The sequence below is a fragment of the Nocardia sp. CA-290969 genome (genome assembly GCF_050936135.1).
In the GTDB taxonomy this organism is placed as follows: Bacteria; Actinomycetota; Actinomycetes; order Mycobacteriales; family Mycobacteriaceae; genus Nocardia.
The window spans coordinates 7,524,717-7,546,323 of record NZ_JBNJNJ010000001.1 but is presented as its reverse complement, the minus strand read 5'-3'; the positions used below and the strand labels follow the sequence as shown (position 1 = coordinate 7,546,323).

At 68.4% G+C, this 21,607-nt stretch carries 20 protein-coding genes; 7 read left to right on the top strand and 13 right to left on the bottom strand.

The annotated features are described in order from the left end of the window. Positions 1–155: 155 nt before the first annotated feature. Both ACQEVO_RS34325 and pcrA read right to left on the bottom strand, forming a co-directional pair. Positions 156–581: a hypothetical protein gene (locus ACQEVO_RS34325; protein ID WP_432921332.1), complete on the bottom strand. Its 426-nt coding sequence runs from the start codon at positions 579–581 to the stop codon at positions 156–158. 29 nt (positions 582–610) lie between these two features. Further along, on the bottom strand, positions 611–3,328 hold the full coding sequence (pcrA, locus tag ACQEVO_RS34320; RefSeq protein WP_432921329.1) for a DNA helicase PcrA: 2,718 nt from the start codon (positions 3,326–3,328) through the stop codon (positions 611–613). A gap of 339 nt (positions 3,329–3,667) precedes the next feature. Here pcrA and ACQEVO_RS34315 point away from each other — a divergent pair, with 339 nt between their 5' ends. Beyond that, positions 3,668–3,973: a chorismate mutase gene (locus ACQEVO_RS34315; protein WP_432921326.1), complete on the top strand. Its 306-nt coding sequence runs from the start codon at positions 3,668–3,670 to the stop codon at positions 3,971–3,973. Positions 3,974–4,065: 92 nt separating this feature from the next. Here the strand turns inward: ACQEVO_RS34315 and ACQEVO_RS34310 are convergent, their stop codons facing one another. Further along, positions 4,066–5,520 carry an NAD-dependent succinate-semialdehyde dehydrogenase gene (locus tag ACQEVO_RS34310; protein WP_432921323.1) on the bottom strand — a complete coding sequence of 485 codons (1,455 nt, stop codon included), beginning with the start codon at positions 5,518–5,520 and terminating at the stop codon, positions 4,066–4,068. Between the two features lie 731 nt (positions 5,521–6,251). Between ACQEVO_RS34310 and pgi the strand changes: the two genes are divergently transcribed. Continuing rightward, positions 6,252–7,889 carry a glucose-6-phosphate isomerase gene (pgi, locus tag ACQEVO_RS34305; protein ID WP_432921320.1) on the top strand — a complete coding sequence of 546 codons (1,638 nt, stop codon included), beginning with the start codon at positions 6,252–6,254 and terminating at the stop codon, positions 7,887–7,889. A 165-nt stretch (positions 7,890–8,054) separates the two neighbouring features. Here pgi and ACQEVO_RS34300 read toward each other — a convergent pair whose 3' ends face one another. Then, positions 8,055–9,464: a hypothetical protein gene (locus tag ACQEVO_RS34300; RefSeq protein WP_432921317.1), complete on the bottom strand. Its 1,410-nt coding sequence runs from the start codon at positions 9,462–9,464 to the stop codon at positions 8,055–8,057. A gap of 98 nt (positions 9,465–9,562) precedes the next feature. Between ACQEVO_RS34300 and ACQEVO_RS34295 the strand changes: the two genes are divergently transcribed. After that, complete coding sequence (locus ACQEVO_RS34295; RefSeq protein ID WP_432921314.1) at positions 9,563–10,102, top strand: hypothetical protein; 540 nt, start codon at positions 9,563–9,565, stop codon at positions 10,100–10,102. A 67-nt stretch (positions 10,103–10,169) separates the two neighbouring features. Here ACQEVO_RS34295 and ACQEVO_RS34290 read toward each other — a convergent pair whose 3' ends face one another. From ACQEVO_RS34290 to ACQEVO_RS34265, 6 genes are all read right to left on the bottom strand, one after another. Continuing rightward, the gene (locus tag ACQEVO_RS34290) at positions 10,170–10,700 is read right to left on the bottom strand and encodes a hypothetical protein (RefSeq protein ID WP_432921311.1); all 531 of its coding nucleotides are present in this window, start codon (positions 10,698–10,700) and stop codon (positions 10,170–10,172) included. A 78-nt stretch (positions 10,701–10,778) separates the two neighbouring features. Next, complete coding sequence (locus tag ACQEVO_RS34285) at positions 10,779–11,576, bottom strand: family 1 encapsulin nanocompartment shell protein (RefSeq protein WP_432921308.1); 798 nt, start codon at positions 11,574–11,576, stop codon at positions 10,779–10,781. Then, complete coding sequence (locus ACQEVO_RS34280) at positions 11,573–12,613, bottom strand: Dyp-type peroxidase (RefSeq protein WP_432921305.1); 1,041 nt, start codon at positions 12,611–12,613, stop codon at positions 11,573–11,575. The genes ACQEVO_RS34285 and ACQEVO_RS34280 overlap by 4 nt, the downstream gene beginning before the upstream one ends. 50 nt (positions 12,614–12,663) lie before the next feature. Next, positions 12,664–12,990, bottom strand: a complete 327-nt coding sequence (locus ACQEVO_RS34275; RefSeq protein ID WP_432921302.1) for a cupin domain-containing protein — start codon at positions 12,988–12,990, stop codon at positions 12,664–12,666. Between the two features lie 250 nt (positions 12,991–13,240). Further along, positions 13,241–13,741, bottom strand: a complete 501-nt coding sequence (locus tag ACQEVO_RS34270) for a dihydrofolate reductase (protein WP_432921299.1) — start codon at positions 13,739–13,741, stop codon at positions 13,241–13,243. Then, on the bottom strand, positions 13,738–14,535 hold the full coding sequence (locus tag ACQEVO_RS34265; protein WP_432923329.1) for a thymidylate synthase: 798 nt from the start codon (positions 14,533–14,535) through the stop codon (positions 13,738–13,740). The genes ACQEVO_RS34270 and ACQEVO_RS34265 overlap by 4 nt, the downstream gene beginning before the upstream one ends. A gap of 379 nt (positions 14,536–14,914) precedes the next feature. Here ACQEVO_RS34265 and cobF point away from each other — a divergent pair, with 379 nt between their 5' ends. From cobF to ACQEVO_RS34245, 4 genes are read left to right on the top strand one after another with little or no spacing between them, the layout of a single operon-like run. Then, positions 14,915–15,655, top strand: a complete 741-nt coding sequence (gene cobF, locus ACQEVO_RS34260) for a precorrin-6A synthase (deacetylating) (protein ID WP_432921296.1) — start codon at positions 14,915–14,917, stop codon at positions 15,653–15,655. A 36-nt stretch (positions 15,656–15,691) separates the two neighbouring features. Further along, positions 15,692–15,937 carry a DUF2630 family protein gene (locus ACQEVO_RS34255; protein ID WP_280399522.1) on the top strand — a complete coding sequence of 82 codons (246 nt, stop codon included), beginning with the start codon at positions 15,692–15,694 and terminating at the stop codon, positions 15,935–15,937. A gap of 10 nt (positions 15,938–15,947) precedes the next feature. Continuing rightward, entirely contained in the window at positions 15,948–17,423 is a 1,476-nt protein-coding gene (locus ACQEVO_RS34250) for a dihydrolipoyl dehydrogenase family protein (protein WP_432921292.1), read from the top strand. After that, on the top strand, positions 17,420–19,240 hold the full coding sequence (locus ACQEVO_RS34245; RefSeq protein ID WP_432921289.1) for a carboxylesterase/lipase family protein: 1,821 nt from the start codon (positions 17,420–17,422) through the stop codon (positions 19,238–19,240). Before ACQEVO_RS34250 ends, ACQEVO_RS34245 begins: the two co-directional genes overlap by 4 nt. A gap of 6 nt (positions 19,241–19,246) precedes the next feature. Here the strand turns inward: ACQEVO_RS34245 and ACQEVO_RS34240 are convergent, their stop codons facing one another. The 3 genes from ACQEVO_RS34240 to ACQEVO_RS34230 form a co-directional block, all read right to left on the bottom strand. Continuing rightward, positions 19,247–20,113 carry an Fpg/Nei family DNA glycosylase gene (locus ACQEVO_RS34240; RefSeq protein ID WP_432921286.1) on the bottom strand — a complete coding sequence of 289 codons (867 nt, stop codon included), beginning with the start codon at positions 20,111–20,113 and terminating at the stop codon, positions 19,247–19,249. Positions 20,114–20,122: 9 nt separating this feature from the next. After that, positions 20,123–20,659 carry a potassium channel family protein gene (locus tag ACQEVO_RS34235; protein WP_432921283.1) on the bottom strand — a complete coding sequence of 179 codons (537 nt, stop codon included), beginning with the start codon at positions 20,657–20,659 and terminating at the stop codon, positions 20,123–20,125. Between the two features lie 172 nt (positions 20,660–20,831). Beyond that, positions 20,832–21,407 (bottom strand): Uma2 family endonuclease, encoded by a 576-nt coding sequence (locus tag ACQEVO_RS34230; RefSeq protein ID WP_432921280.1) that lies wholly within the window; start codon positions 21,405–21,407, stop codon positions 20,832–20,834. Between the last annotated feature and the right edge of the window lie 200 nt (positions 21,408–21,607).

The window sequence follows — 21,607 nt, the reverse complement described above, 5'->3', positions numbered from 1 at the left end:
ACAAGCACAACCGGCCAGGCAGTTGGCGGGGAACAGCCCGTCGGCGCCGTCCACGTGCGTTGCGAGTCCCGGCGACCCACGGGACATCCCGGGCCCGAAACGTCGCACAGCGCCAGAACCCGCGCGCCGGTCAGGGCAGGTGCCGGCGGCGGTGATCAGGGCGCCGCGGTGAACGCCAGGCCGATCAATGCCACCACCTTGGCCACCTCGAGGCCGATGTACCAGTAATGTGCTGTCGACCGCGGCAGTTGCTCACCGGCGAGCACCCGGTCGGAGCGGCGGGACAGCGGCGGGCGCACCACCGCGACCTGGACGAGCAGGATCAGCACGGCGAGACCGAGCCACACCCAGACGCCACCCGGCGGGCCGAGAACCACCGCGGCCAGTAGCAACACCACGGCCAGGACCGATTCCACCGTATTCAGCGCCCGGAACACCAGCCGGCCGATCCCCAGGCCGAGTTCGGTCGTCACCCCGGGCGCGCGGAACTTCAGCGGTGCCTCGAGAAACGAAATCGCCAGCACCATACCGAGCCAGAGCATCGGCAGGAACCACATCAGATGCTGCGCAACAGACTCCATGTCCGAAATCTACCGCCAGCCGCGAGCCTTCAGAGTTTGGTCAGGGTCTGACTGAACTTCGGGATCAGCCGGATCTTGCCGTTGCTGCCGAAATCGATCGTCACACTGGCCATATCCCCGGCCCCGTCGGCCGCGACCACCCGGCCCAGCCCGTATTTGTCATCGCTGACCCGATCCCCGACCGCCAGTACCAGCCCGACATTGTTGCGGGCCACGCGGCGGCCCGGCCGCTCATCGCGCAACCCGCGTCGCGGTTCGCGGGACTGCGGCCAGCCGCCGGTCCAGTCGTCGCCGTCGGATTCCACGGCCCGCCGGCGACCGTATTGTGCCGGAGCAGCGGTGCGGCTCGGTTCGAGCCGCTGCCAATCGATGAGGTGGTCCGGAACCTCCTGCAAGAACCGGGACTCCGGGTTGAACACCGGTTGTCCCCAGGCGGAGCGCACGACAGCGCGGGTGAGATACAGACGGCGGCGGGCCCGGGTGATCCCGACGTACGCCAGCCGCCGTTCCTCGGCGAGTTCGGCCGGATCACCGAGCGCCCGCAGATGCGGGAACTGCCCGTCTTCCCAGCCGGTGACGAAAACGACCGGGAATTCCAGCCCCTTGGCGGTGTGCAGGGTCATCATGGTCACCATGCCCGAGCCCTCGTCGGGTATCTGGTCGGTATCGGCCACCAGCGATACCCGTTCCAGGAACGCGGCCAGCGATCCGGGTTCGGGTTCGCCCTCACCCGCTTCCGGCACCAGCCCCTCGGCCTGCGCCGCTTCGACGGCATTACGTGCCTCGGAACTGAATTCGCGGGCCACGCTGACCAGTTCGTTGAGGTTGTCCAGCCGCGCGCCGTCCTGCGGGTCGTCGGAAGCCTCGAGTTCCGCGCGGTAACCGGTGCGATCCAGTACGGCCTCGACCACCGCGCCCACATCGGGGAAATCGAGTTCGTCCATTTCGCCCGCCGCCCGGATCTGCTCGAGCAACGCGAGGAATCCCGCGATGGCGTTGCGTGCGCGGGTGTTCAGCAGCGCCACCTCCCCGGCGGCGGCGTCGCGCAGGGCCTCGGCGAAACCGATACCACGCTGTTCGGCATGCACGGCCACACAGGCCTCGGCGCGGTCACCGATCCCGCGGCGCGGGGTGTTGAGAATACGGCGCAGGCTCACCGCATCGTCGGGGTTCTCGAGGACCCGCAGATAGGCGACGATATCGCGGACTTCTTTACGCTCGTAGAACCGGACGCCACCGACCACCTTGTACGGCAGGCCCATCCGGATGAAGATCTCTTCCAGCGCGCGCGAATTGTTGTTGGTGCGGTAGAAGACGGCGATATCGGAGTAGCCGGCCTCCCCCGCGTCGACCAGCCGGTCGATCTCACGGGCGACGAACGCGGCTTCGTCGTGCTCGTTGTCGGCGACGTAGCCGGTGATCAGCTCGCCTTCCCCGGCATCGGTCCACAGGCGCTTGTCGCGGCGGTTGGTGTTGCGGGCGATCACCGCGTTGGCGGCGGTCAGGATGTTCTGGGTGGAACGGTAGTTCTGTTCCAGCAGGATGGTCTCGGCGTCGGGGAAATCGCGTTCGAATTCCTCGATATTGCGGATGGTGGCGCCGCGGAACGCGTAGATGGACTGGTCGGCGTCGCCGACCACGCAGAGTTCACTCGGCGGTACCGTCCCCGGGTCCGGGGCGTCGGTATCCGATTCGCCGGCCGCTGCCGCGCCGGCCGCGGTATCGGCGGCTTCGCTCGCGGCCGCCGGGTCGGCGGCGCCGTGCCCCACCAGCTCCCGCACCAGCACGTACTGGGCGTGGTTGGTGTCCTGGTATTCGTCGACCAGTACATGCCGGAAGCGACGGCGGTAGTACTCGGCGATCTCGGGATGCTGCTGCAGCAGCCCGACGGTTTCACCGATGAGATCATCGAAATCCAGCGCGTTCGCCGCGCGCAGCCGCCGCTGGTACTCGGCATAGACGCGGGCCACGATCCGGGGCAGTTCGGCATCCTCGAATTCGGCGTCCGAATTCGCCTTGTCCGGGCCGATCAGCTCGTTCTTCAGGTTCGAGATGGCGGTGGCAAGCAGCCGCGGCGAGAACTTCTTCGGGTCCAGCTCGAAATCCCGGCCGATCATAGTGAGCAGCCGCCGCGAATCGTCGGCGTCGTAGATGGAGAAATTCGAGTTCAGCCCGGGCAGCAGCGCCGCCTGGGTGCGCAGAATCCGGACGCAGCTGGAATGGAAGGTCGATACCCACATACTCGCGGCCCGCGGACCGACCAGCTCGATAACCCGCTCCCGCATCTCGGCCGCGGCCTTGTTGGTGAAGGTGATGGCCAGCACCTGGCCCGGCGTGACCCCGCGCGCGGCCAGCAGGTAGGCGATCCGGCGAGTGAGCACGGCGGTCTTACCCGACCCGGCCCCCGCCACGATCAGCAGTGGTGACCCGGTATGCAGGACGGCGGCACGCTGCTGCGGATTGAGCCCCTCCAGCAACTGCGCGGCCTCCGTGGACCGGCGCTGCGCGGCATCGGAGCGCTGCTGCTCCTGCTCGGCCTGCACCCGCCGCTGCAGAGCCGCCAGACCGCCCTCCCGGCTTCCGGAGGCCGCGGATACGGACGGCCGCCGCTGCGTGCCCAGTTCTTCCAGCCCGGGTAGCGACGGCGGCAGCGCGTCCCGGCCACGGTCGTCCGAACGGCCGGCGCCGGCGAGCCGATCGCGGGAAGTATGCGAATCCGAGCGAGGTGTTGACGCGGTCGTGTCCATCAGGTGTTAACGCTACCGCCACCACCCGACGCAATCGAACACGCGGACGAAAAACACCGCCCGACCGCCCTCGGAGCGGTTCGCCGCCGGTGGCAGGCCCCCACTTTGCAGACCATCGGACCCGTGGCAAACTGGCAGCATGGTTTGCCCTTTTGTGAAACAACCGCTCCGGCCGGGCACGCAGCGGGATCACAGCCCGGGCACCTGAGGCCGGAAGGGGCAGGTAGGGGGTATCGGGACTACCAGACCCACCGGGTCTGTTTCACGGTGAAGGAACTCTGGACCGGTAACGCGAAGCGGTGCGACGGCGATCCAGGTTCTGACACGAGGAGATGAAAGATGAGCACACCCGCCACGGCGACCGGGTCGACGACCGGCTCGGAATCGGAGCTCCCTCGGACCGAAGCCGAGATCGAGAAGCTTCGTAAGGAAATCGACCAGCTCGACTCCCAGATCCTGGAGGCGATCAAGCGTCGCACCGAGATCTCGCGGGTCATCGGCCGCACCCGGATGGCTTCCGGCGGCACCCGGCTGGTGCACAGCCGCGAAATGAAGGTGCTGGAACGCTTCAGCGAACTCGGCCAGGAAGGCCATACGCTGGCGATGCTGCTGCTGCGGCTCGGTCGCGGCCGCCTCGGCCGGTAGGCCGGCTCGAACCACACGCGGCGGCCCGCAGACCGCCGCACTCCCGCGAACCGCCCCGGGTGACCACGCCCCGGGGCGGTCGTACGTCGCGCTCAGGTCATCGCGATGTACTTCGTGGACAGATACTCCTCGATCCCCTCGGTACCGCCCTCCCGGCCGAATCCGGAGGCCTTGACACCGCCGAACGGGGCGGCGGGGTCGGAGATCACACCCCGGTTCACCCCGACCATGCCGCTCTCCAGCCCTTCCGCGACGCGCAACGCCCGGTCGAGGTCGCGTGTGTAGACATAGCTCACCAGTCCGTATTCGGTGTCGTTGGCGGCGGCGAGGCCCTCTTCCTCGGTATCGAAAGCGATGATCGGGGCCACCGGCCCGAACACCTCTTCGCGCAGGATCCGGGCACCCTCGGGGATCTCGGTGAGGATTGTCGCCGGGTAGAACCAGCCCGGGCCGCCGGGCGCTTTACCGCCCAGACGCACGGTGGCGCCGGCGGAAACGGCGTCGTCGACCAGCTCGGACACCGTGGTGAGCTGCTCCTCGTTGATCAGCGGGCCCAGGGTGGTGTCGGATTCGGTACCGGGCCCCATCCGGACCTGGTCGTTCATCGCCGCTACGAACTTGTCGGTGAACTCGGCCAGCACCCCGCGCTGGACGTGGAAACGGTTCGCCGCGGTACACGCCTCCCCGCCGTTACGCAGTTTCGCCAGCATCGCGCCCTGCACCGCGGCGTCGATATCGGCATCGTCGAACACCACGAACGGCGCGTTCCCGCCGAGCTCCATCGAGGTACGCAGCAGGCCGTGCGCGGATTTCTCGACCAGCGAGCGGCCGACCTCGGTGGAACCGGTGAAGGTGAGTTTGCGCAGCCGGGGGTCGTCGAGCAGCGGCTGGGTCACCGCGCCGGAGCGGCGGGAGGTGATCACCGACAGCACCCCCTCGGGCAGGCCCGCCTCGGCGCACAGTTTCGCCAGCAGCAGCATGGTGAGCGGTGTGGCCGACGCCGGTTTCACGATCATCGTGCAGCCCGCGGCGAGGGCCGGACCGATCTTGCGGGTGCCCATGGCGAGCGGAAAGTTCCACGGGGTGATGGCCAGGCACGGGCCGACGGGCTGCTTGTGCACCAGGATCCGGCCGGTACCGGACGGGGCGTGCAGATAGCGGCCGCTGATCCGCGCCGCCTCCTCGCTGAACCAGCGGAAGAACTCGGCACCGTAACGCACCTCGTTACGGCTCTCCGGCAGCGCCTTACCCATCTCCAGGGTCATCAGCAGCGCGAAGTCCTCCGCGCGGGCGGTGATCCGCTCGAACACCGCCCGCAGGATCTCGCCCCGCTCCCGCGCCGGGGTCGCCGCCCACTCCGCCTGGGCGGCCACGGCCGCGTCCAGCGCGCGTACGGCGTCCTCCGGCGTGGCATCGGCGACCTCGGCGATCACCTCACCGTTGGCCGGATTGTGCACCGCGAAGGTGCCGCCACCGGAGGCATCGACGGGACCACCGATCCACAACTGCTTCGGTACGGAATCGAGTACTTCGGTTTCTGAGGCCATAGACCTCAGCCTATGCCGCGAATCCCCCGATTTCGCTGGCTCCCGAGGACAGGATCTGTATCTTTGGCGCCGCCTCCGGCGGCGCGGGTTCGGGCCCCCCTTTGTCTCGTTCTTCACTCCTCCGCTCCTCCGCTTCGCTCCCCCGCTGTGTCATTGGCGGCGCCTCCGGCGCCGCGGGTTCGGGGCCCCTTGGTCTCGTTCTTCACTCCTCCGCTCCTCCGCTTCGCTCCCCCGCTCCGTCGCTCCAGAACGAGACGGGCCCCGAACCACGAATGTGAACCACCTGCCTCCGGAGTGCGCGGAATACCCCTGCCCATAGGTCGCTACAGGTTCCGAACGCAACCATGGTGTCGCCAAGTCCAGCGAGGCACTCGGACCGCCCATAACCCCGAAACCCAACGCAACCACAGCGGCGCCGAGTTCAGCCAGGCATTTGGAGGGCCATAGTCCCAAAATCGAAAGCAACCACGGCGGCGCCGAGTTCAGCGAGACACTCGGACCGCCCATAACCCCGAAACCCAACGCAACCACGGCGGCGCCGAGTTCAGCGAGGCATTTGGAGGGTTTGGCCCGTCCCTGCGTTCAGCCCCGCGAGACAATGCGCCGCAGGCGCGAGTATCGCGGGGCTGAACGCAGGGACCAAGGGGGGCCAAACCCCGCGCGCCGAAGGCGCGCCAAAAGACACAGCCTTCTCCCGCAAGCGTGTATCGGAAGTACTACTCTCGGTAGGTGTGAGCGTCGACATCACCGCTTCGGCGGCATGGCGGAAACTGCACGATCACCACGAGGCCGTCGCCGCACTGCAGCTACGGGATCTGTTCGCCGAGGATCCGGCGCGCGGGCACGATCTGCGACTGACCGCGGGCGAGCTGCTGATCGACTACAGCAAGCACCGGGTCACCCGGGAAACGTTGCGGCTGCTGGTCGAATTGGCCGAGGAGGCCGGGGTCGCGACCCAGCGCGATCGGATGCTGCGGGGCGAGCACATCAACACCTCCGAAGATCGTGCGGTCGGGCATACCGCGCTGCGGGTGCCGGCGGGTACCTCGGTGCTGATCGACGGCGAGGATGCCGGGGCCGCGGTGCACGAGGTGCTCGGCCGGATGCGCGATTTCGCGGAGGCGGTGCGTTCGGGGCGCTGGCGCGGGGCCACCGGGGAACGGATCCAAACCGTGGTCAACATCGGTATCGGCGGTTCGGATCTGGGCCCGGTGATGGTGCATCAGGCGCTGCGGCATTACGTGGATGCCGGGATCGACGCGCGGTTCGTATCCAATGTCGACCCGGCCGATCTGGTGGCGGAGCTGAACGGTTTGGACCCCGCGACCACCCTGTTCATCGTTGCCTCCAAAACCTTCTCCACCCTGGAGACCCTCACCAACGCGACGGCCGCCCGGCGCTGGCTGGTGGGCGCCCTGGGCGCGGAGGCGGTGGCCAAACATTTCGTGGCCGTGTCCACGAACGCCGAACGGGTCGCCGAGTTCGGGATCGATACGGCGAATATGTTCGGTTTCTGGGACTGGGTGGGCGGCCGGTATTCGGTGGATTCGGCCATCGGGCTCTCGGTGATGGTGACCATCGGACCGGACCGGTTCGCCGAGTTCCTGGCCGGTATGCACGGCATGGACCGTCATTTCGCGACCGCGCCGCTCGACGCCAACGCACCGGTTCTGCTGGCTCTGCTCGGGGTGTGGTATTCGAACTTCTTCGGCGCGCAATCCCGGGCGGTACTGCCGTATTCGAACGATCTGGCCCGTTTCCCCGCCTATCTGCAGCAGCTCACCATGGAATCGAACGGGAAGTCGGTCCGGGCCGACGGCACCCCGGTCACCACGTCCACCGGTGAGATCTTCTGGGGCGAGCCGGGCACGAACGGCCAGCACGCGTTCTATCAGCTGCTGCATCAGGGGACGAGGCTGATTCCGGCGGATTTCATCGGCTTCGCCCGCCCGACCGACGATCTACCCACCCGCGACGGCACCGGCAGTATGCACGACATCCTGATGAGCAATCTCTTCGCGCAGACCAAAGTGCTGGCCTTCGGGAAAACCGCGGCGGAGATCGCCGCGGAAGGGACTCCGGCGGAACTGGTGCCGCACAAGGTGATGCCCGGAAATCGGCCGAGTACGACGATCCTCGCGCCGCAACTGACTCCCGCGGTGCTCGGGCAGCTGATCGCGCTGTACGAGCATCAGGTGTTTGTGGCGGGCGTGATCTGGGGTATCGACAGTTTCGACCAGTGGGGTGTCGAACTCGGCAAACAGCAGGCGCTGGAGCTGGCGCCGCTGCTCACCGAAGCGGAAGATCCCGCACCGCAGGGTGATTCGTCGACCGACGGCCTGATCCGCTGGTACCGCGCCAACCGCTGAACCTGCCGGGGTTCGAGGGATGTGAGTGGGTCGCTACCGCCCCGGCATCGGCCCCGTGTCGGCGCCTCCCGCAGCTGCCGCGAGTTCGTGCCGCACGACCACTGGATTGCCGTACACGAGCGCTCCCGGCGAGTCCGAGACCGCAGGAATCACTTCCCGGCCCGATCACCACCCGGCGATCGGCAGACCTACCCGGTCGGCGGTCCGCTCGGCCAGAAGCTGGAGCGCGGCGGGGCCGGCTGCCCTGTCCGGGTCGAGGCTCACCAGTGTCAGCAGGTAGTCGTCGCGGAATCGGCAGAGGTACCCGGATAACCGGGTACGCGGGCGGCGGGCGTAGGTGAGACCCGGATGGATGGCCCGGGTAGCGACACCGGTGCAGTTGTGCGGTCCGAGTGAGTGCAGGGACGTGGGGATCGCGCCGATATTCGAGCACAGGATGTCGCGTTCACCGGCGCCCCGGGACAGCCGATACGCCACCCGGTCCGGGACCAGATGCAGGAATTCCTCCGGCAGCCCGCCGGGGCTCGACATCCGGCGCTCGTAGGCGGCACGACTCTTCGCCCGGATATCCGCCGGATCGTCACCGGGTGCGACAGCGATCTCGGTCATCGCGAGGTCGTTGTCGATCCGCGGTTCGTCGCGAGTATCCACCGGCAGGCTCGCCACGATCCTGGATTCGGGGAACCCCGCTGCCCACAGCGTGTTCGCGACGAACCAGATGAACAGGCTGTTGGCCGTACCACCCGCCGCGTCGGCCACCCGCTCCCATTCCGCGGCGGGACATCGCAGCACGATGCCCGGCACGGGAACTTCCTCCTGCGGGTTGATCGGTTCGGCCCGTGTCCGGCCGCCGCCCGCTCGCTGTGCCGCCGGCAGCGCCGCCGCTCGACTATTCGCCTCCGCGGCCTGCTGGAGACCAGCGCTGATCCGGCCGGAGTTCGCCGGTCCGGATCCGGCAACCTTCGCGGAGACCGTTGCTCGCAGGAGCCGGTTCCGTAGTGCGCGTGCCGTGCCGGACACAACGGTAATGCAGGTTTCGGCGGCGTCGACCCAGTCGGATTCCGGATCACCACCGGGATCCGACGCCACCGAAGAGGCCTCGCCGGGGACCCGGCCGGCCGCGGCCGTTCGCTGATCGGCTGCCGCCAGGGCGTCTTCGACGGCGATGATCAACCCCCGTGCGTCGGCGAGGACATGCGAACAGGTCAGGGCGACGATCGTGCCGCCGTCGCTGAGCGGCGCCGCCGACAGCCGCCAGCCGGGCCCGCGTTCGGGATCCAGATCGGCGCCCCGCCCATCGGCCCAGGTGAGGATCTCGCCAGGAGCGAGCGCGGCGGAACACAGATCCAGCGGGTGGGCGCGGCGACTGGGCTGCCATCGCCCCCGGGCACCGGGGATACGGGAGCGGACCACCCGGCGGCCGAGCGAACCTACCCGCAGTGCGCCGTACAGCCGGCTCAACTGCGCGGAGTCCACGGTATCCGCCGTGCGCCATAAACCCTGCAACGCAATAGGCGTGCCCATCCCCTGATGAGTCCGCAGAAATATTCCGTCTATGACGCTCAGCCGGCGCATTCGTCCAGGCTAAGACCTGTCCTGTCATCAATCACAACCCGTGGGGCGGGCCGGTGAAACCGATGCGGTCGGCAGGCTTTTCCTCTTAGCCTGTCGCCATGGTGTCGAAGAGGTGGGCGGTCAGGGTCGTGGAGAGGTATCTGGCCGAGCAGGCGCTGCAACCCGACGCGCCGGCGCTGGTGGTCATGGAGGTCAGACCACACCGGCTGGGCTGGATGATCATCGCCCAGGGCGAACGCTACGTGCGCACCCACAACATCGCGGACATGGTGGTCGGTCACGGATTTTTCCTGGTCGATGGAGTGGACGCCGGCCTGCACACCGTCCATGCCACCGCTGATCTCGAACACGGTGAGTGGATCGACGAGTATCTCGAGCAGGTTCGCGGGGTCGAGCGTGCGGATCCCCTGCGAGCCGAGGTCGCGGAACTGCTCGAGCGTGAGCAGCGCCTCGAGGCACTCCGGGTGGTGCGGGCGACGGCACCCGGCCTCGGACCACAAGGGGCCAAGAAGTACGTAGAGGCCGTGGCGGCCGGGATACCGATCCCTGAACATATACGCCCGCGTTCACCCCGGCCGACGGTCAGGTTCGAGTTGTGTCGCGCTTTGACCGGCCCGAACCCAGAGCCGGTCGTTTGACGCGCGGTCCGGCGGCGCTGCGCGAGCACATCGGGTCGACGGCTGGAACCGTACGCCGGCGATCGGTTCAGCGGGTGGGCGGTGCGATCTGCCAATGCCGCTCCAGCGCACCGGCGATATCCGGAAGCACCGTGACCGGAATTCTCTTGTACCGGAGGATATTCCGGATCTCGTCGATCTGCTCACGTTTTCGCAGGTCGTAGGCGCCCGAGATCGGTCCCGAAACGGGCGGTATGGAGAGCAGGACCAATTCGCTGTGTGGTTCCTCGCCGCCGGTGAGGTCGAGGGCGAGCGACCACCGCGCCCGTTCGTCGAGGCCGAAGCGCCCGGCGACCACCCGGTCCCATTCGATACTCGTCACCGACCACGGGGTGCGCCGGTGGATGGCGTCTTCGGTCAGTACCACGGCATCGCGTTTGAACAGGGCGATCAGCACCGCCACGGCGAGTATCGCCCCGAGCACGATCCCGGTGAAGATCCGGCCGGCCCCGAACAGCAGCACCGTCGGCACGGTGGCCGCCACCACGACCGCCAACCCCACCAGGCCGTAGCCCAGCACTCGCTCGGCGGGCACCACGCCCGCGTGCACCATCCGCATTCCGACTCCACTCACCCCGGGTGTTGACGGCCACACCGTACCGGACATACCCGGCCGGTACGGTGCCGTGGCGACCCGTCAGTGCAGCGCTACGGCCGCTTCGGCGGAGTACACGTGGAAGGTCATGCTCTGCTGGAAATACAGCTGGACGGTTTCGGCGTCGTGGCCGAGATAGCCGATCGACAGATCCTGTCCGATGGTGAGGTCGAAATCTCCGCCGCGGGTGGTGAGCACGAAGGCCCCGTCGATGGCCGGCGCCCAGATGATCTCGCCCTCCGGTACCAGGCGCTCCAGATGGGTGCGCAGCGGATACCCGTGGTTGGCGGTCTCGCTGACCTTGGTGTACAGGTCGGCGCTGAGCAGCACCGTGTACGGTCCGTCCACACCGGCCAGCCGCAGCTGGCTCACCGCCAGGGCGATCACCTCGGGCACCCCGAACACATCGTCGGGCAGGGCGATGGCCCGGTTCGAGGTGGCCTCCCGGATACCGGTGATACCGGCGGCGGCGTATCCCTCGAAAACGGCCCGGTCCTCGGCGAAGGCGATCCGGCGGGCGGCGTCCTTGACCGGGTCCAGGTCGGTGTCCTGCGCGCCGCGCTCCACATTGTCGAGTTCTTCGCGCGACAGGGTGAACGGCACCCGCAACTCGACCAGCGGGGCAACCACCCGCTGCCGGGCCACGACACCGTCGTGCGGCGCCGCGATGGGCGTGGTGTGGCCGAGGCCGCGCGCCGAATAGTCGGTGCCGTGCGGGCCGGACAGGTCGACCACCCGGCGGCCGGCGTTGTGTCGTTTGAAGGTCCGCGCGGACTCCTCTTCGATCACCGACCAGGCCGCGTCCGTGATCGGCGCGAGCTCGCGATGCAGGTTGTTCATCCGGTGCTGCTCCTTTTCAACGTGCCGATACCGAGCGAACCGTCCGCGACCGGCGATGCCGTCGTCTTCCCGGCCGGTTCGGCCGCCGCCTCGGCGTCCGGCGGCGCGGGCAGATCGTCGAAGAAATCTTGGGGCGGGACGAAGAACAGGGTGCCGGTGACGGCCGTGGAGAAATCGAGGATCCGGTCGTGCGGTGCCTCGTCGGTGCCCAGGAACATCCGTTCCAGCATGATCTCGGTGGTCCGCGGCGTTGCCGAATAGCCGACGAAATAGGTGCCGAATTCGCCGTCGCGGATACTGCCGAAGGGCATATTCGCGCGCAGGATCTCCCGTTCGGTGCCGTCGGGTTCGATCACCTGGTTCACCGCGATATGCGAATCCGCGGGCTTGTCGGCGTCGTCGAGTTCGAAATCCTCGAGTTTGGTCCGGCCGATCACCCGCTCCTGCTCCTGTACCGGCAGCTCCCGCCACGCGGTGAGGTCGTGCAGGTATTTCTGCACGATCACATAACTACCGCCGCGGAAATCCGGATCGCCGGCGCCGATCAGCGCGGCCACACCGGCCGGTGAATCCGGCAACGCACCTTCGGGGTTCTCGGTGCCGTCGACGAATCCGAGCAGGTCACGCTGTTCGAAATAGCGGAAACCGACGGTTTCGTCGACGATCTTGCCGACCCCGGCCAGCCGGTCGCCGATGGCCATGGCCAATTCGAAGCAGGCGTCGTGCGCTTGCGCGCGGATATGGAACAGCAGGTCGCCCGGAGTCGCCGGGGCGTGGTGCAGTGGGCCGTCGTATCCCGGGAACTCGTGTAGTTCGGGCGGGCGGGGGCCGCTGAAAAGCCGGTCCCAGGCGGCCGAGCCGATCCCGGTGATACAGCCGAGCCCCGCGCCGGGCAGCCGGAACCCGATCGCCCGGCGCAGGCCCGGCAGTTCCGCCAGGAGTTCCCGTGCCGCCGCCTCGCCGCCCGGTTCGATGGTGGCGACGAGGAAATGCGCGGCCGGGGTGAGCGGTTCGAGAATCGGCTGCGGCTGCCCCATAGCCGAGCACATTACCGGCGAACGGGGCCGCGGCCGGGAGAACCGGGCGCCTACTTCGCCACAGTCAGCAGGAACGCCACATCGTCGATCGCCTTCACGCTGTGCCGCGCTTTGGGGACGACCAGCAGATCGCCGGTCGAACCCTTCCACTCGTTGGCACCGCTGTGCAGGGTGAGGCTGCCGGAGAGCACGAGCAGCGTGGCCTCACCCTGGTTGTCGTGTTCGGCCAGGCTCTGCCCCGCGCACAGTCCGACCACGGTCTGCCGGAGGGAATTGGCATGCCCCCCGTAGATGGTCTGGGAACTGCGGCCACTGGTCACGGTCGCGGCCATCTTGAGCTGCTGCCGGGCCACCGCTGTCAGCGATTTCTTGTCCATGAACCGCCTTTCGCCTCCGCGTACCCGCGACCGGGCTGATGATCACGGGTCGTATCGCCGAGTATGCCCGACAGCGCCGCGGCATTCCGGTGTTTCCCGCCGACCGTGCCCCTTTTGCCACTCCCGGTGCCGCCCGGTTGCCGCTCGGCATACTTCCTGTGGCCGCTGTGTGGCGCAGCTCCTGTTGCCCGGCCGGTGACAAGGCGAGCTCACGGCGCGACAGGGGCGTGGCCGGGCGTACTGCTCGTACTCAGCGGGTGAAGCGCCGGGTGCGATAGCGCAGCCCGGTCGAGGATTCGCGCCAGTCCTGCGAGTCGGCACTGTGCCATTCGGAGCCGAGCAGGGGGGCGTAGACATCGCCGGACACATCGGTGTCGACCTCGGTGATCAGCAGTTCGGTCGCGTACGGGAGAGCCTCCCGGTAGATCTCGCCGCCGCCCATCACCCAGGTGGTGGCGGGCGCGGCCAGGTCGAGCGCGGCCGCGACCGACCCGGCGGTTTCGGCACCCTCGGCCGACCAACCCGCCTGCCGGGTCACGACGATATTGCGCCGCCCCGGTAGCGGACGGAAACGATCCGACAGCGAATCCCAGGTCCGCCGGCCCATCACCACGGTGTGACCGGTGGTCGTCTCCCGGAAGAGTGCCATATCCTCGGGCACTCGCCAGGGGATGGCGTTGTCCGCACCGATCACCCCCGCAGGCGTCTGTGCCCAGATCATGCCGATCAAGCGCGGCGGCGAGGCGGTCATACCGCCACCGGCGCCTTGATCGCCGGATGATGACGGTAATCCAGTATCCGCACGTCCTCGTACCGGTAGTCGAACAGCGATGCGGCCGGGGTGAGCTCGAGCCGCGGGAACGGGTAGGGCGTGCGGGTCAGCTGTTCGGTGACCTGTTCGCGGTGGTTGTCGTAGATATGGCAGTCACCGCCGGTCCAGATGAACTCGCCGGGTTCGAGCCCGCTCTGCTGGGCCACCATCACGGTGAGCAGGGCATAGCTGGCGATATTGAACGGCACGCCGAGGAACAGGTCGGCGCTGCGCTGGTACAGCTGGCAGGACAACCGGCCACCGGCGACGTAGAACTGGAACAGGGCATGGCAGGGGGCCAGCGCCATCCGATCGAGCTCGGCCACGTTCCACGCGGAGACGAGCATGCGCCGGGAATCGGGGTCGGTGCGCAGGGTGTGCAGGATCTGCGCGATCTGGTCGATATGGCGGCCGTCGGGTGCCGGCCAGGAACGCCACTGCACGCCGTAGACGGGCCCCAGCTCGCCGTCGGCGTCGGCCCATTCGTCCCAGATGCTGACCCCGTGCTCCTGCAGCCATTTCACGTTGGAATCCCCGCGCAGGAACCACAGCAGCTCGTACACGATCGACTTGAGGTGCACTTTCTTGGTGGTGATCAGCGGGAACCCGACCGCCAGGTCGTACCGCAGCTGGTGCCCGAACACGCTGCGGGTCCCGGTACCGGTGCGGTCGGCCTTGGCGCTACCCGTTTCCAGCACCCGGCGAAGTAGATCTTCGTACTGCGTATCCGGGATCCGGTTGCTCTCCGCGCCTGCCCTGCTCGCCGCGCTCACCTCGGGATTGTTCGCTGCGCTCGCCACGGCCCGAGCTTACTTTCCCGGCTTGCCCGGGCGCCCCGGGGGACTCTCGCGCCGCCGACACAGGATGCCGACTCGAACGGCGGCCACCGGCGCCCCGGGTGATCCTGCTACCGGAGGGGTCGCCGGCACCGGTGGCGCGCGCCGTACCTGCTGCCGTTCCGATCGAGCGACCGTACCCGCTCCGGCCAGCCAGCCGGCGGGCTGTTCATGCCGCCGACGCACCGTTTCGGTGCTCTCGCCTGCGCGAGGTAGGTGGGCGGCCCGGCCGACCCTCGCCCGGCAGTCCGCAATCGCTCCCTGCCAAGCTGACCCCATGCGGAAGCTGTTTGTGATCGGTATCGGTGCCGGTGACCCCGACCAGGTGACGATGCAGGCCGTCAAGGCACTCCGGCAGGTCGACGTTTTCTTCGTCATGGGTAAAGGGACGGAGAAACAGCAGCTGGTGGATGTGCGCACCGCGATTCTCGACCAGTACGCCGACCGCCCCTACCGCATCGTGGAGATACCCGATCCGCCGCGCGACCGCGCCCCGGACAACTATCGGGAAACCGTGCTCGACTGGCACGAACGCCGTTCGCTGCTGCTGGAGCAGGCCTTCGCCGCGACCGAGGGGGTGGGCGCGATCCTGGTGTGGGGTGATCCGGCCCTCTACGACAGCACGTTGCGCATGATCGAACGCGTACTCGACCGCGGCACGCTCACCTTCGACTACACCGTGATCCCTGGGGTGACCAGCGTGCACGCTCTCGCGGCACGGCACCGGATCGTCCTGCACCGGATCGGCGAACCCGTGCACATCACCACCGGCCGCCGGCTGCGCGACGAGGGGCTGACCGCCGGTTCCACCGTGGTCATGCTCGACGCCGACTGCGCGTTCACCGCCACCCCCGCCGACACCTACATCTGGTGGGGCGCCTACCTCGGTATGCCGGCGGAGACCTTGGTCAGCGGCCGGGTGGGCGAGGTAGCCGACCGGATCATGCGGCTGCGCGCCGAACTGCGCGCACGCCACGGCTGGATCATGGACGTCTACCTCCTGCGGCGTGCTGAATGACCAGGTATTCCGGGCACGGGACGTAGCATGGGCGACATGACCGAACAGGACATCCTCGGGCGGATCAAGGAACTGGTCGACCACGAGCACGACCTGCGGTCGCGGGCCTCCCGCGGGGAACTCGACCCCGATGTGGAACGGCGCCGGCTGGCCGAGCTGGAGGTCATGCTGGACCAGTGCTGGGATCTGCTGCGACAGCGACGGGCCCGGATCGAGCGCGGCGAAAACCCCGACGAAGCACAACCCAGTCCACCGGGACAGGTCGAGGGCTACCTGCAGTAGGCGCGCCCCGATGACCGGAATCGACTCCGCGGCAAAAGAATACGATGTCATAGTGCTGGGCGGCGGTCCGGCCGGCGAGAACGCCGCCTCCTACGCGGTGGCCGGTAGCGACCGCACCGCCGCGATCGTGGAACGCGAACGCCTCGGCGGCGAATGCTCGTATTGGGCCTGTATCCCCAGCAAGGCACTGCTGCGGCCGGGGCATGTGCTCGGCGCCGCGCGCGGGCTGCCCGGGGTGGAGGGGCGCGGACCCGATGTGGCGGCGGTACTGCGCCGGCGCGACGAATTCGTCCACGCCCACGACGGTGACCACGACGATTCGAGCCAGCTCGACTGGGCGGCGCGGGAAGGGATCGCGGTGATCCGCGGCGCCGGCCGGCTGGCCGGCGAGCGGACCGTGCGGATCGGCGAACACGAGATCCGGGCCCGCCGGGCGGTGGTCCTGGCCACCGGCAGCCGGGCCGCGGTGCCGGATATTCCCGGGTTGCGCGAGGCACTGCCGTGGACCTCGCGCGATGCGACGAACCTGCACGAGATCCCGAAACGGGTCGTGGTGATCGGTGGCGGGGTGGTGGCCTGTGAGGCGACGACCTGGTTGTCGGCACTGGGCGCCGAGGTCACTCTCTTGGTACGCGGAGATCGGCTGCTCACCGGTGTGGAGCCGTTCGCGGGGGAACGGGTGGCCGCCGCACTGATCGAACGCGGGGTGGATATCCGTTTCGGTACCAGCCCGCGGCGGGTCCGGCGACCGGCCGCCGCGGACCACGGGGAAGGCCGGATCCACGGCGGCCCGGTCACGGTGCACGCCGAGGGGCCCGGTGGCGAAACCACCCTGCTCGCCGACGAAATCGTGGTGGCGACCGGGCGCACCCCGAATACCGACGACATCGGGCTCGACACCGTCGGGCTGGAGCCGGGTTATGTCGAGGTGGACGATCAGCTGACGGTCACCGGGGTGGCCGGCGAATGGCTGTACGCCGTCGGCGATATCAATCACCGGGCCGCGCTCACTCATATGGGCAAGTACCAGGCCCGGGTGTGCGGTGATGTGATCGCCGCCCGCGCCGAGGGCCGGTCACTGGCCGGGCCGCGCTACCGGGCGGGTGCGGACCACCACGCCGTTCCCCAGGTCGTGTTCACCGACCCGGAAGTCGCCGCGGTGGGCCTCACCGCCGAGGCCGCCCGGCGCGCGGGGCACGATATCCGCACGGTCGGACTGGATATCGAGGTCGCCGGTTCCGCGCTGACCCGCGACGACTACCGCGGTCATGCCGCGCTGGTGCTCGACAACACCACCGACACCCTGCTGGGCGCCACGTTCGTCGGACCGGACGTCGGGGAACAGCTGCATGCCGCGACGATCGCCGTCGCCGGGCGCGTCCCGCTGGAGGCGCTCTGGCATGCGGTGCCCGCGTTCCCGGCCGTCAGCGAATTCTGGTTACGGCTGTTGGAGACCGACCGGTCGTCGTTACCATCGGCGGTATGAGCGAGTCAGGCCCGGAGGCGGCAGCGGAGCGTAACCACGGAGGGCCCGCGCTCATACCCAGTGGGCACGAGCGCGTAACCGAACAGATCACGACCGCTGACGGGGTCGTCCGCGGGGGTCGCGGCCGCCGCGTGATGTACTGGCGGTCGCTCCCCTACGCCGCGCCGCCCGTCGGCGACCTGCGGTTCCGGGCACCACAGCCCGTGCAGCCGTGGACCGATGTGCGCGATGCGACGTACTTCCGGGCCGCCGGAATCCAGCCCAGCTTCGGGGTGCGGCTCGGTCCGCGCAAGCTGCAGGAGATGAGCGAGGATTCACTGACACTCAATGTCGTGGCTCCCGTCACGCCCGCCGTGCGACCGCGGCCGGTGATGGTGTTCATCCACGGCGGCGGCTACCTTTTCGGCACCTCCGCGCTACGTCTCTACGCCGGCGTGCAACTGGCGGCCGACGGCGATGTGATCATGGTCTCGATCAATTACCGGCTCGGTGCGTTCGGGTACGCCGATTTCTCCGAGTACTCCACCCCGGACAGTCCCTACGACTCCAACCTCGGTCTGCGCGACCAGATCGCCGCGCTGCACTGGGTGCAGACCAATATCGCCGAATTCGGCGGCGACCCCGGCAATGTCACGATTTTCGGTGAATCCGCGGGTGCGCACGCCGTGCTGAGTCTCATGGCCACTCCGGCGGCCGCGGGGCTCTTCCAGCGCGGGATCGCGCAGAGCCCGCCCGCCGACTGGGGTTTGACGACAGCGGAGGCGAGCGAATTCGCCCGCCGGGTGCTGACCGAACTCCGCATCGCCCCGCAGGACGCGAATCGCCTACTGCGCGAAGCGGACCCGCACGATATCCGGCGTGCGTTCAACCGCGCGTCCAACGCCGCGATGGCCGAGTTCCCGGGGTTCTTCCCGGCGGCGCCGGTGGCGGACGGTGACCTGCTGCCGCGGACCCCGATCGACGCCTTCGCCGAGGGACACGCGCATCCGGTGCCGCTGATCATCGGCACCTGCCGTAACGAGGGTGCGCTGTTCAACCGGTTCACCGATACTCTGCCCACCCGGCCCGAACGCCTCAAGCGCGCGCTGTCGGGCGCCGGACCCGATCGCTATCCCCGGGTGTTCTCCACCTATCCGGGTTTCCCGGGCGAGGCGGCGGCCATCCGCGCGGGCGGCGACTACTTCTTCTGGCGGCCCTCGCTGGAGGTGATGGCGGGGCACAGCCGGCAGGCGCCCACCTACGCCTACCGCTACGATTTCGCGCCGCGGCTGTTGCAGCTGTACAAACTGGGTGCCACGCACGCGACCGATCTGCTGCCCACCTTCGGCGCCGTCTACGAGTCGTGGAGCCGGGCGCTGACGCTCGGCGGCAGCCGCCGTGGTCTCCTCGCGGTGACCCGCCAGGTGCAGGACAACTGGCTGAATTTCGCCCGCACCGGCGAACCCCTGCCGATATGGCCGCGCTACACCGAGCAGGACCGCAGCACCCTGATCATCGACGACCCCGGCCGGGTGGAGAACGATCCCGACAGCGCCCAGCGCAAGCTGTGGGCGGGGGTGCGCGCACCGCAGCTGGTCCCGGCCGGCGGTGCCCCCGCGGGGGCGGAAGCGAGCGCGGCGCGTCCCGTATCGCCGGAGGGTGACGCCGAGGACGACGGCACCCTGCTGGGCAAGGTCAGCTCGGCGAACGCGGCGGGCGCGGCGACCGAGGCCGCGGCCGCGGTGGTGGAGAAACTCGCGGACAGTGCCGGGGATCCCGCCGACGAGGCCGGCCGGGAAGCCGCGCCCGGCGGCGCCGAACCGAAGACCACCGACTGACGGCGGCTACTTCAGCAGCCGCGACATCCGCCGGTCGGCGAGAACCTTCCCGCCGGTCTGGCAGGTGGGGCAGTACTGGAACGACCGGTCCGTGAACGCCACTTCGCGGACCGTATCCCCGCAGACCGGACAGGGCATCCCGGTGCGGCCGTGCACCCGCATACCCGACCGCTTCTCCCCCTTGAGCCGCGCCGCGTCCTGTCCCACCGACCGGCCGACGGCATCGGTGAGGACGGTGCGCAGGGCGTCGTAGAGCGCGGAGATCTTCGCGCCCGGCATGGTCTTCGCGGTGGCGAACGGGGAGATCCGGGCCGTGTGCAGGATCTCGTCGGAATAGGCGTTGCCGATTCCGGCGAGAACGGTCTGGTCGACCAGGACGTTCTTGATCCGGCCGGTGGACTCCCCCAGGATCGCGGCGAACTCCGGTTCGGTGACGGCGAGTGCGTCGGGCCCGAGGCGGGCGATACCGGGCACCTCCCCCGGATCGTGCACGATATAGACCGCCAGCCGTTTCTTGGTGCCGGCCTCGGTGAGGTCGAAAGCGGGTGTCGCCCCCTCGGGGGTGAAGAAATGCACCCGCAGCGCCAACGGCCCCCGACCCGGTTTCGGCGGGCTCACGCTCGGATTGTCGGTCCAGCGCAACCAGCCCGCCCGGGACAGGTGCGTGATCAGCCACAACCCGCCACAGTCCAGCCCCAGGAACTTCCCCCACCGCCCCGCTCCGGTGACATCGCGGCCGGACAGCGCCGTCACCGGCGGGTCGAAGGTTTTGATCGCGCTCAAGGCCGCCACATCGATACGACCCACCACCGCGCCGACCGCATGCTCCCGCAGGAACTGCGCCAGCGCCTCCACTTCGGGTAGTTCGGGCACGGCCCCAGGCTACCGGCGGCCGGTGACATCCGCGGCGCCCAAACGCCGGGTTATCCCGGTGCTCGTCACCGTGATCAGGGTTCCGACGAACACCAGATCGAACGCCATCTGGACGGTGGTGGCGATTCGTGCCGCCTGCCCGGCGGCGTGGATATCGCCGAAACCGACGGTTCCGAGGGTCGCGACGGTGTAGTAGAGCGCGTCGGTGCGGGTGCGCAGGTCGGCGAACTGGCCTGGATCGCGCAACTGGAGCACGTAGTAGAACAACGCGAAGAACAACACCGCCAGGCAGACCAGATACAGCAGCCCGTCGACCCGGTGCGCGGTATCTCGGCTCGCGGCCAGGAACTGCCCGATCCGCCGGTAGGCGAGCCACGCCAAGCCCGCGACACCGGCCACGAATGCCACCAGTGTCAGCACCCGGGTGGGCCAGTAACCCGGTAAATCGAGATTCACCGGAACGAAATAGTAGAACAGCAGACCGCACGCCACGGTGCCCGCATTACGCCACAGATGAGCCGAACCGCTGATCCGTCGAGATGCCATGCGGCCATGATCGGCCGGTATCCCGTATCCCCCGGGCGGCACGCCGGATGGAGCGCAGAATTCACCGCGCGATATGGGCGTTCTCTCGTCGCACAGCACGGTCCGCGAGGCCGGTGCTCATCAACGGTGTGTGGCCGATCCGTTGCCACCGGCCGGCACGGCGAGATCGGTGTCAGGGAAGCAGTGCCGCGGGGGCGATGGTGATCTCGAAGGGAGTATGCAGAGTTGCGGTATCCCCCGCGCAGACTCGATGCGTCTGCTCGTAGACCTGTTCGGACCCCAGCGTATGGGCGAACAGCACCGGCAGTTCCTCGCCCGGCAACCGGCCCTTGAACGAGTTGATCTCGAAACGCCAGTAGTGCGGTATTCCGGCCGCCGCATAGACCACCGGTTTGGTCATCCGATCGGCCAAGGTGGTGGACCCGGACACCACTTCGACGGCCAACCGCACCTGTTCCACGGGAATCCCGCGGTCATCCCAGGAGATCGGGCCCTGGGCGACAATCAGGTCGGGGATCGGTTCGTCGTCCCCGATCAGCACACCAACACCTTGAAGTACAAGGCATTCCGCCGGCACCGCATCGTCCAGGGCGTGGCCCAACTGCCCGATCAGCCACTGGTGGCGGGGTTTGGGAATTGCATTGACGACGAGCTGGCCATTCAATACCTCGTAGCGCAATCCGTCTTCGGGCATATGGTCGAGATCGGACGCAGTCCATCGATCCAGTTTCGGAGCGGGTATTGCCATCGGACCGCCTCCAGCTCGATTCGCAACCCACGTAGGTCCGCAGGTGCTGTCTGAATACTAGCTATCGACCTGCTGTTTCATCCGTCGGCGGGACAAGGTCTCGGCAGCGGCCAGGTTCCACGGCCGACAGGAAACGGATCTATCCTGGCGATCACCGCGGTGTCCGAACAAGCAGCACGCGCTGTGCTGCCTGCTCGGAC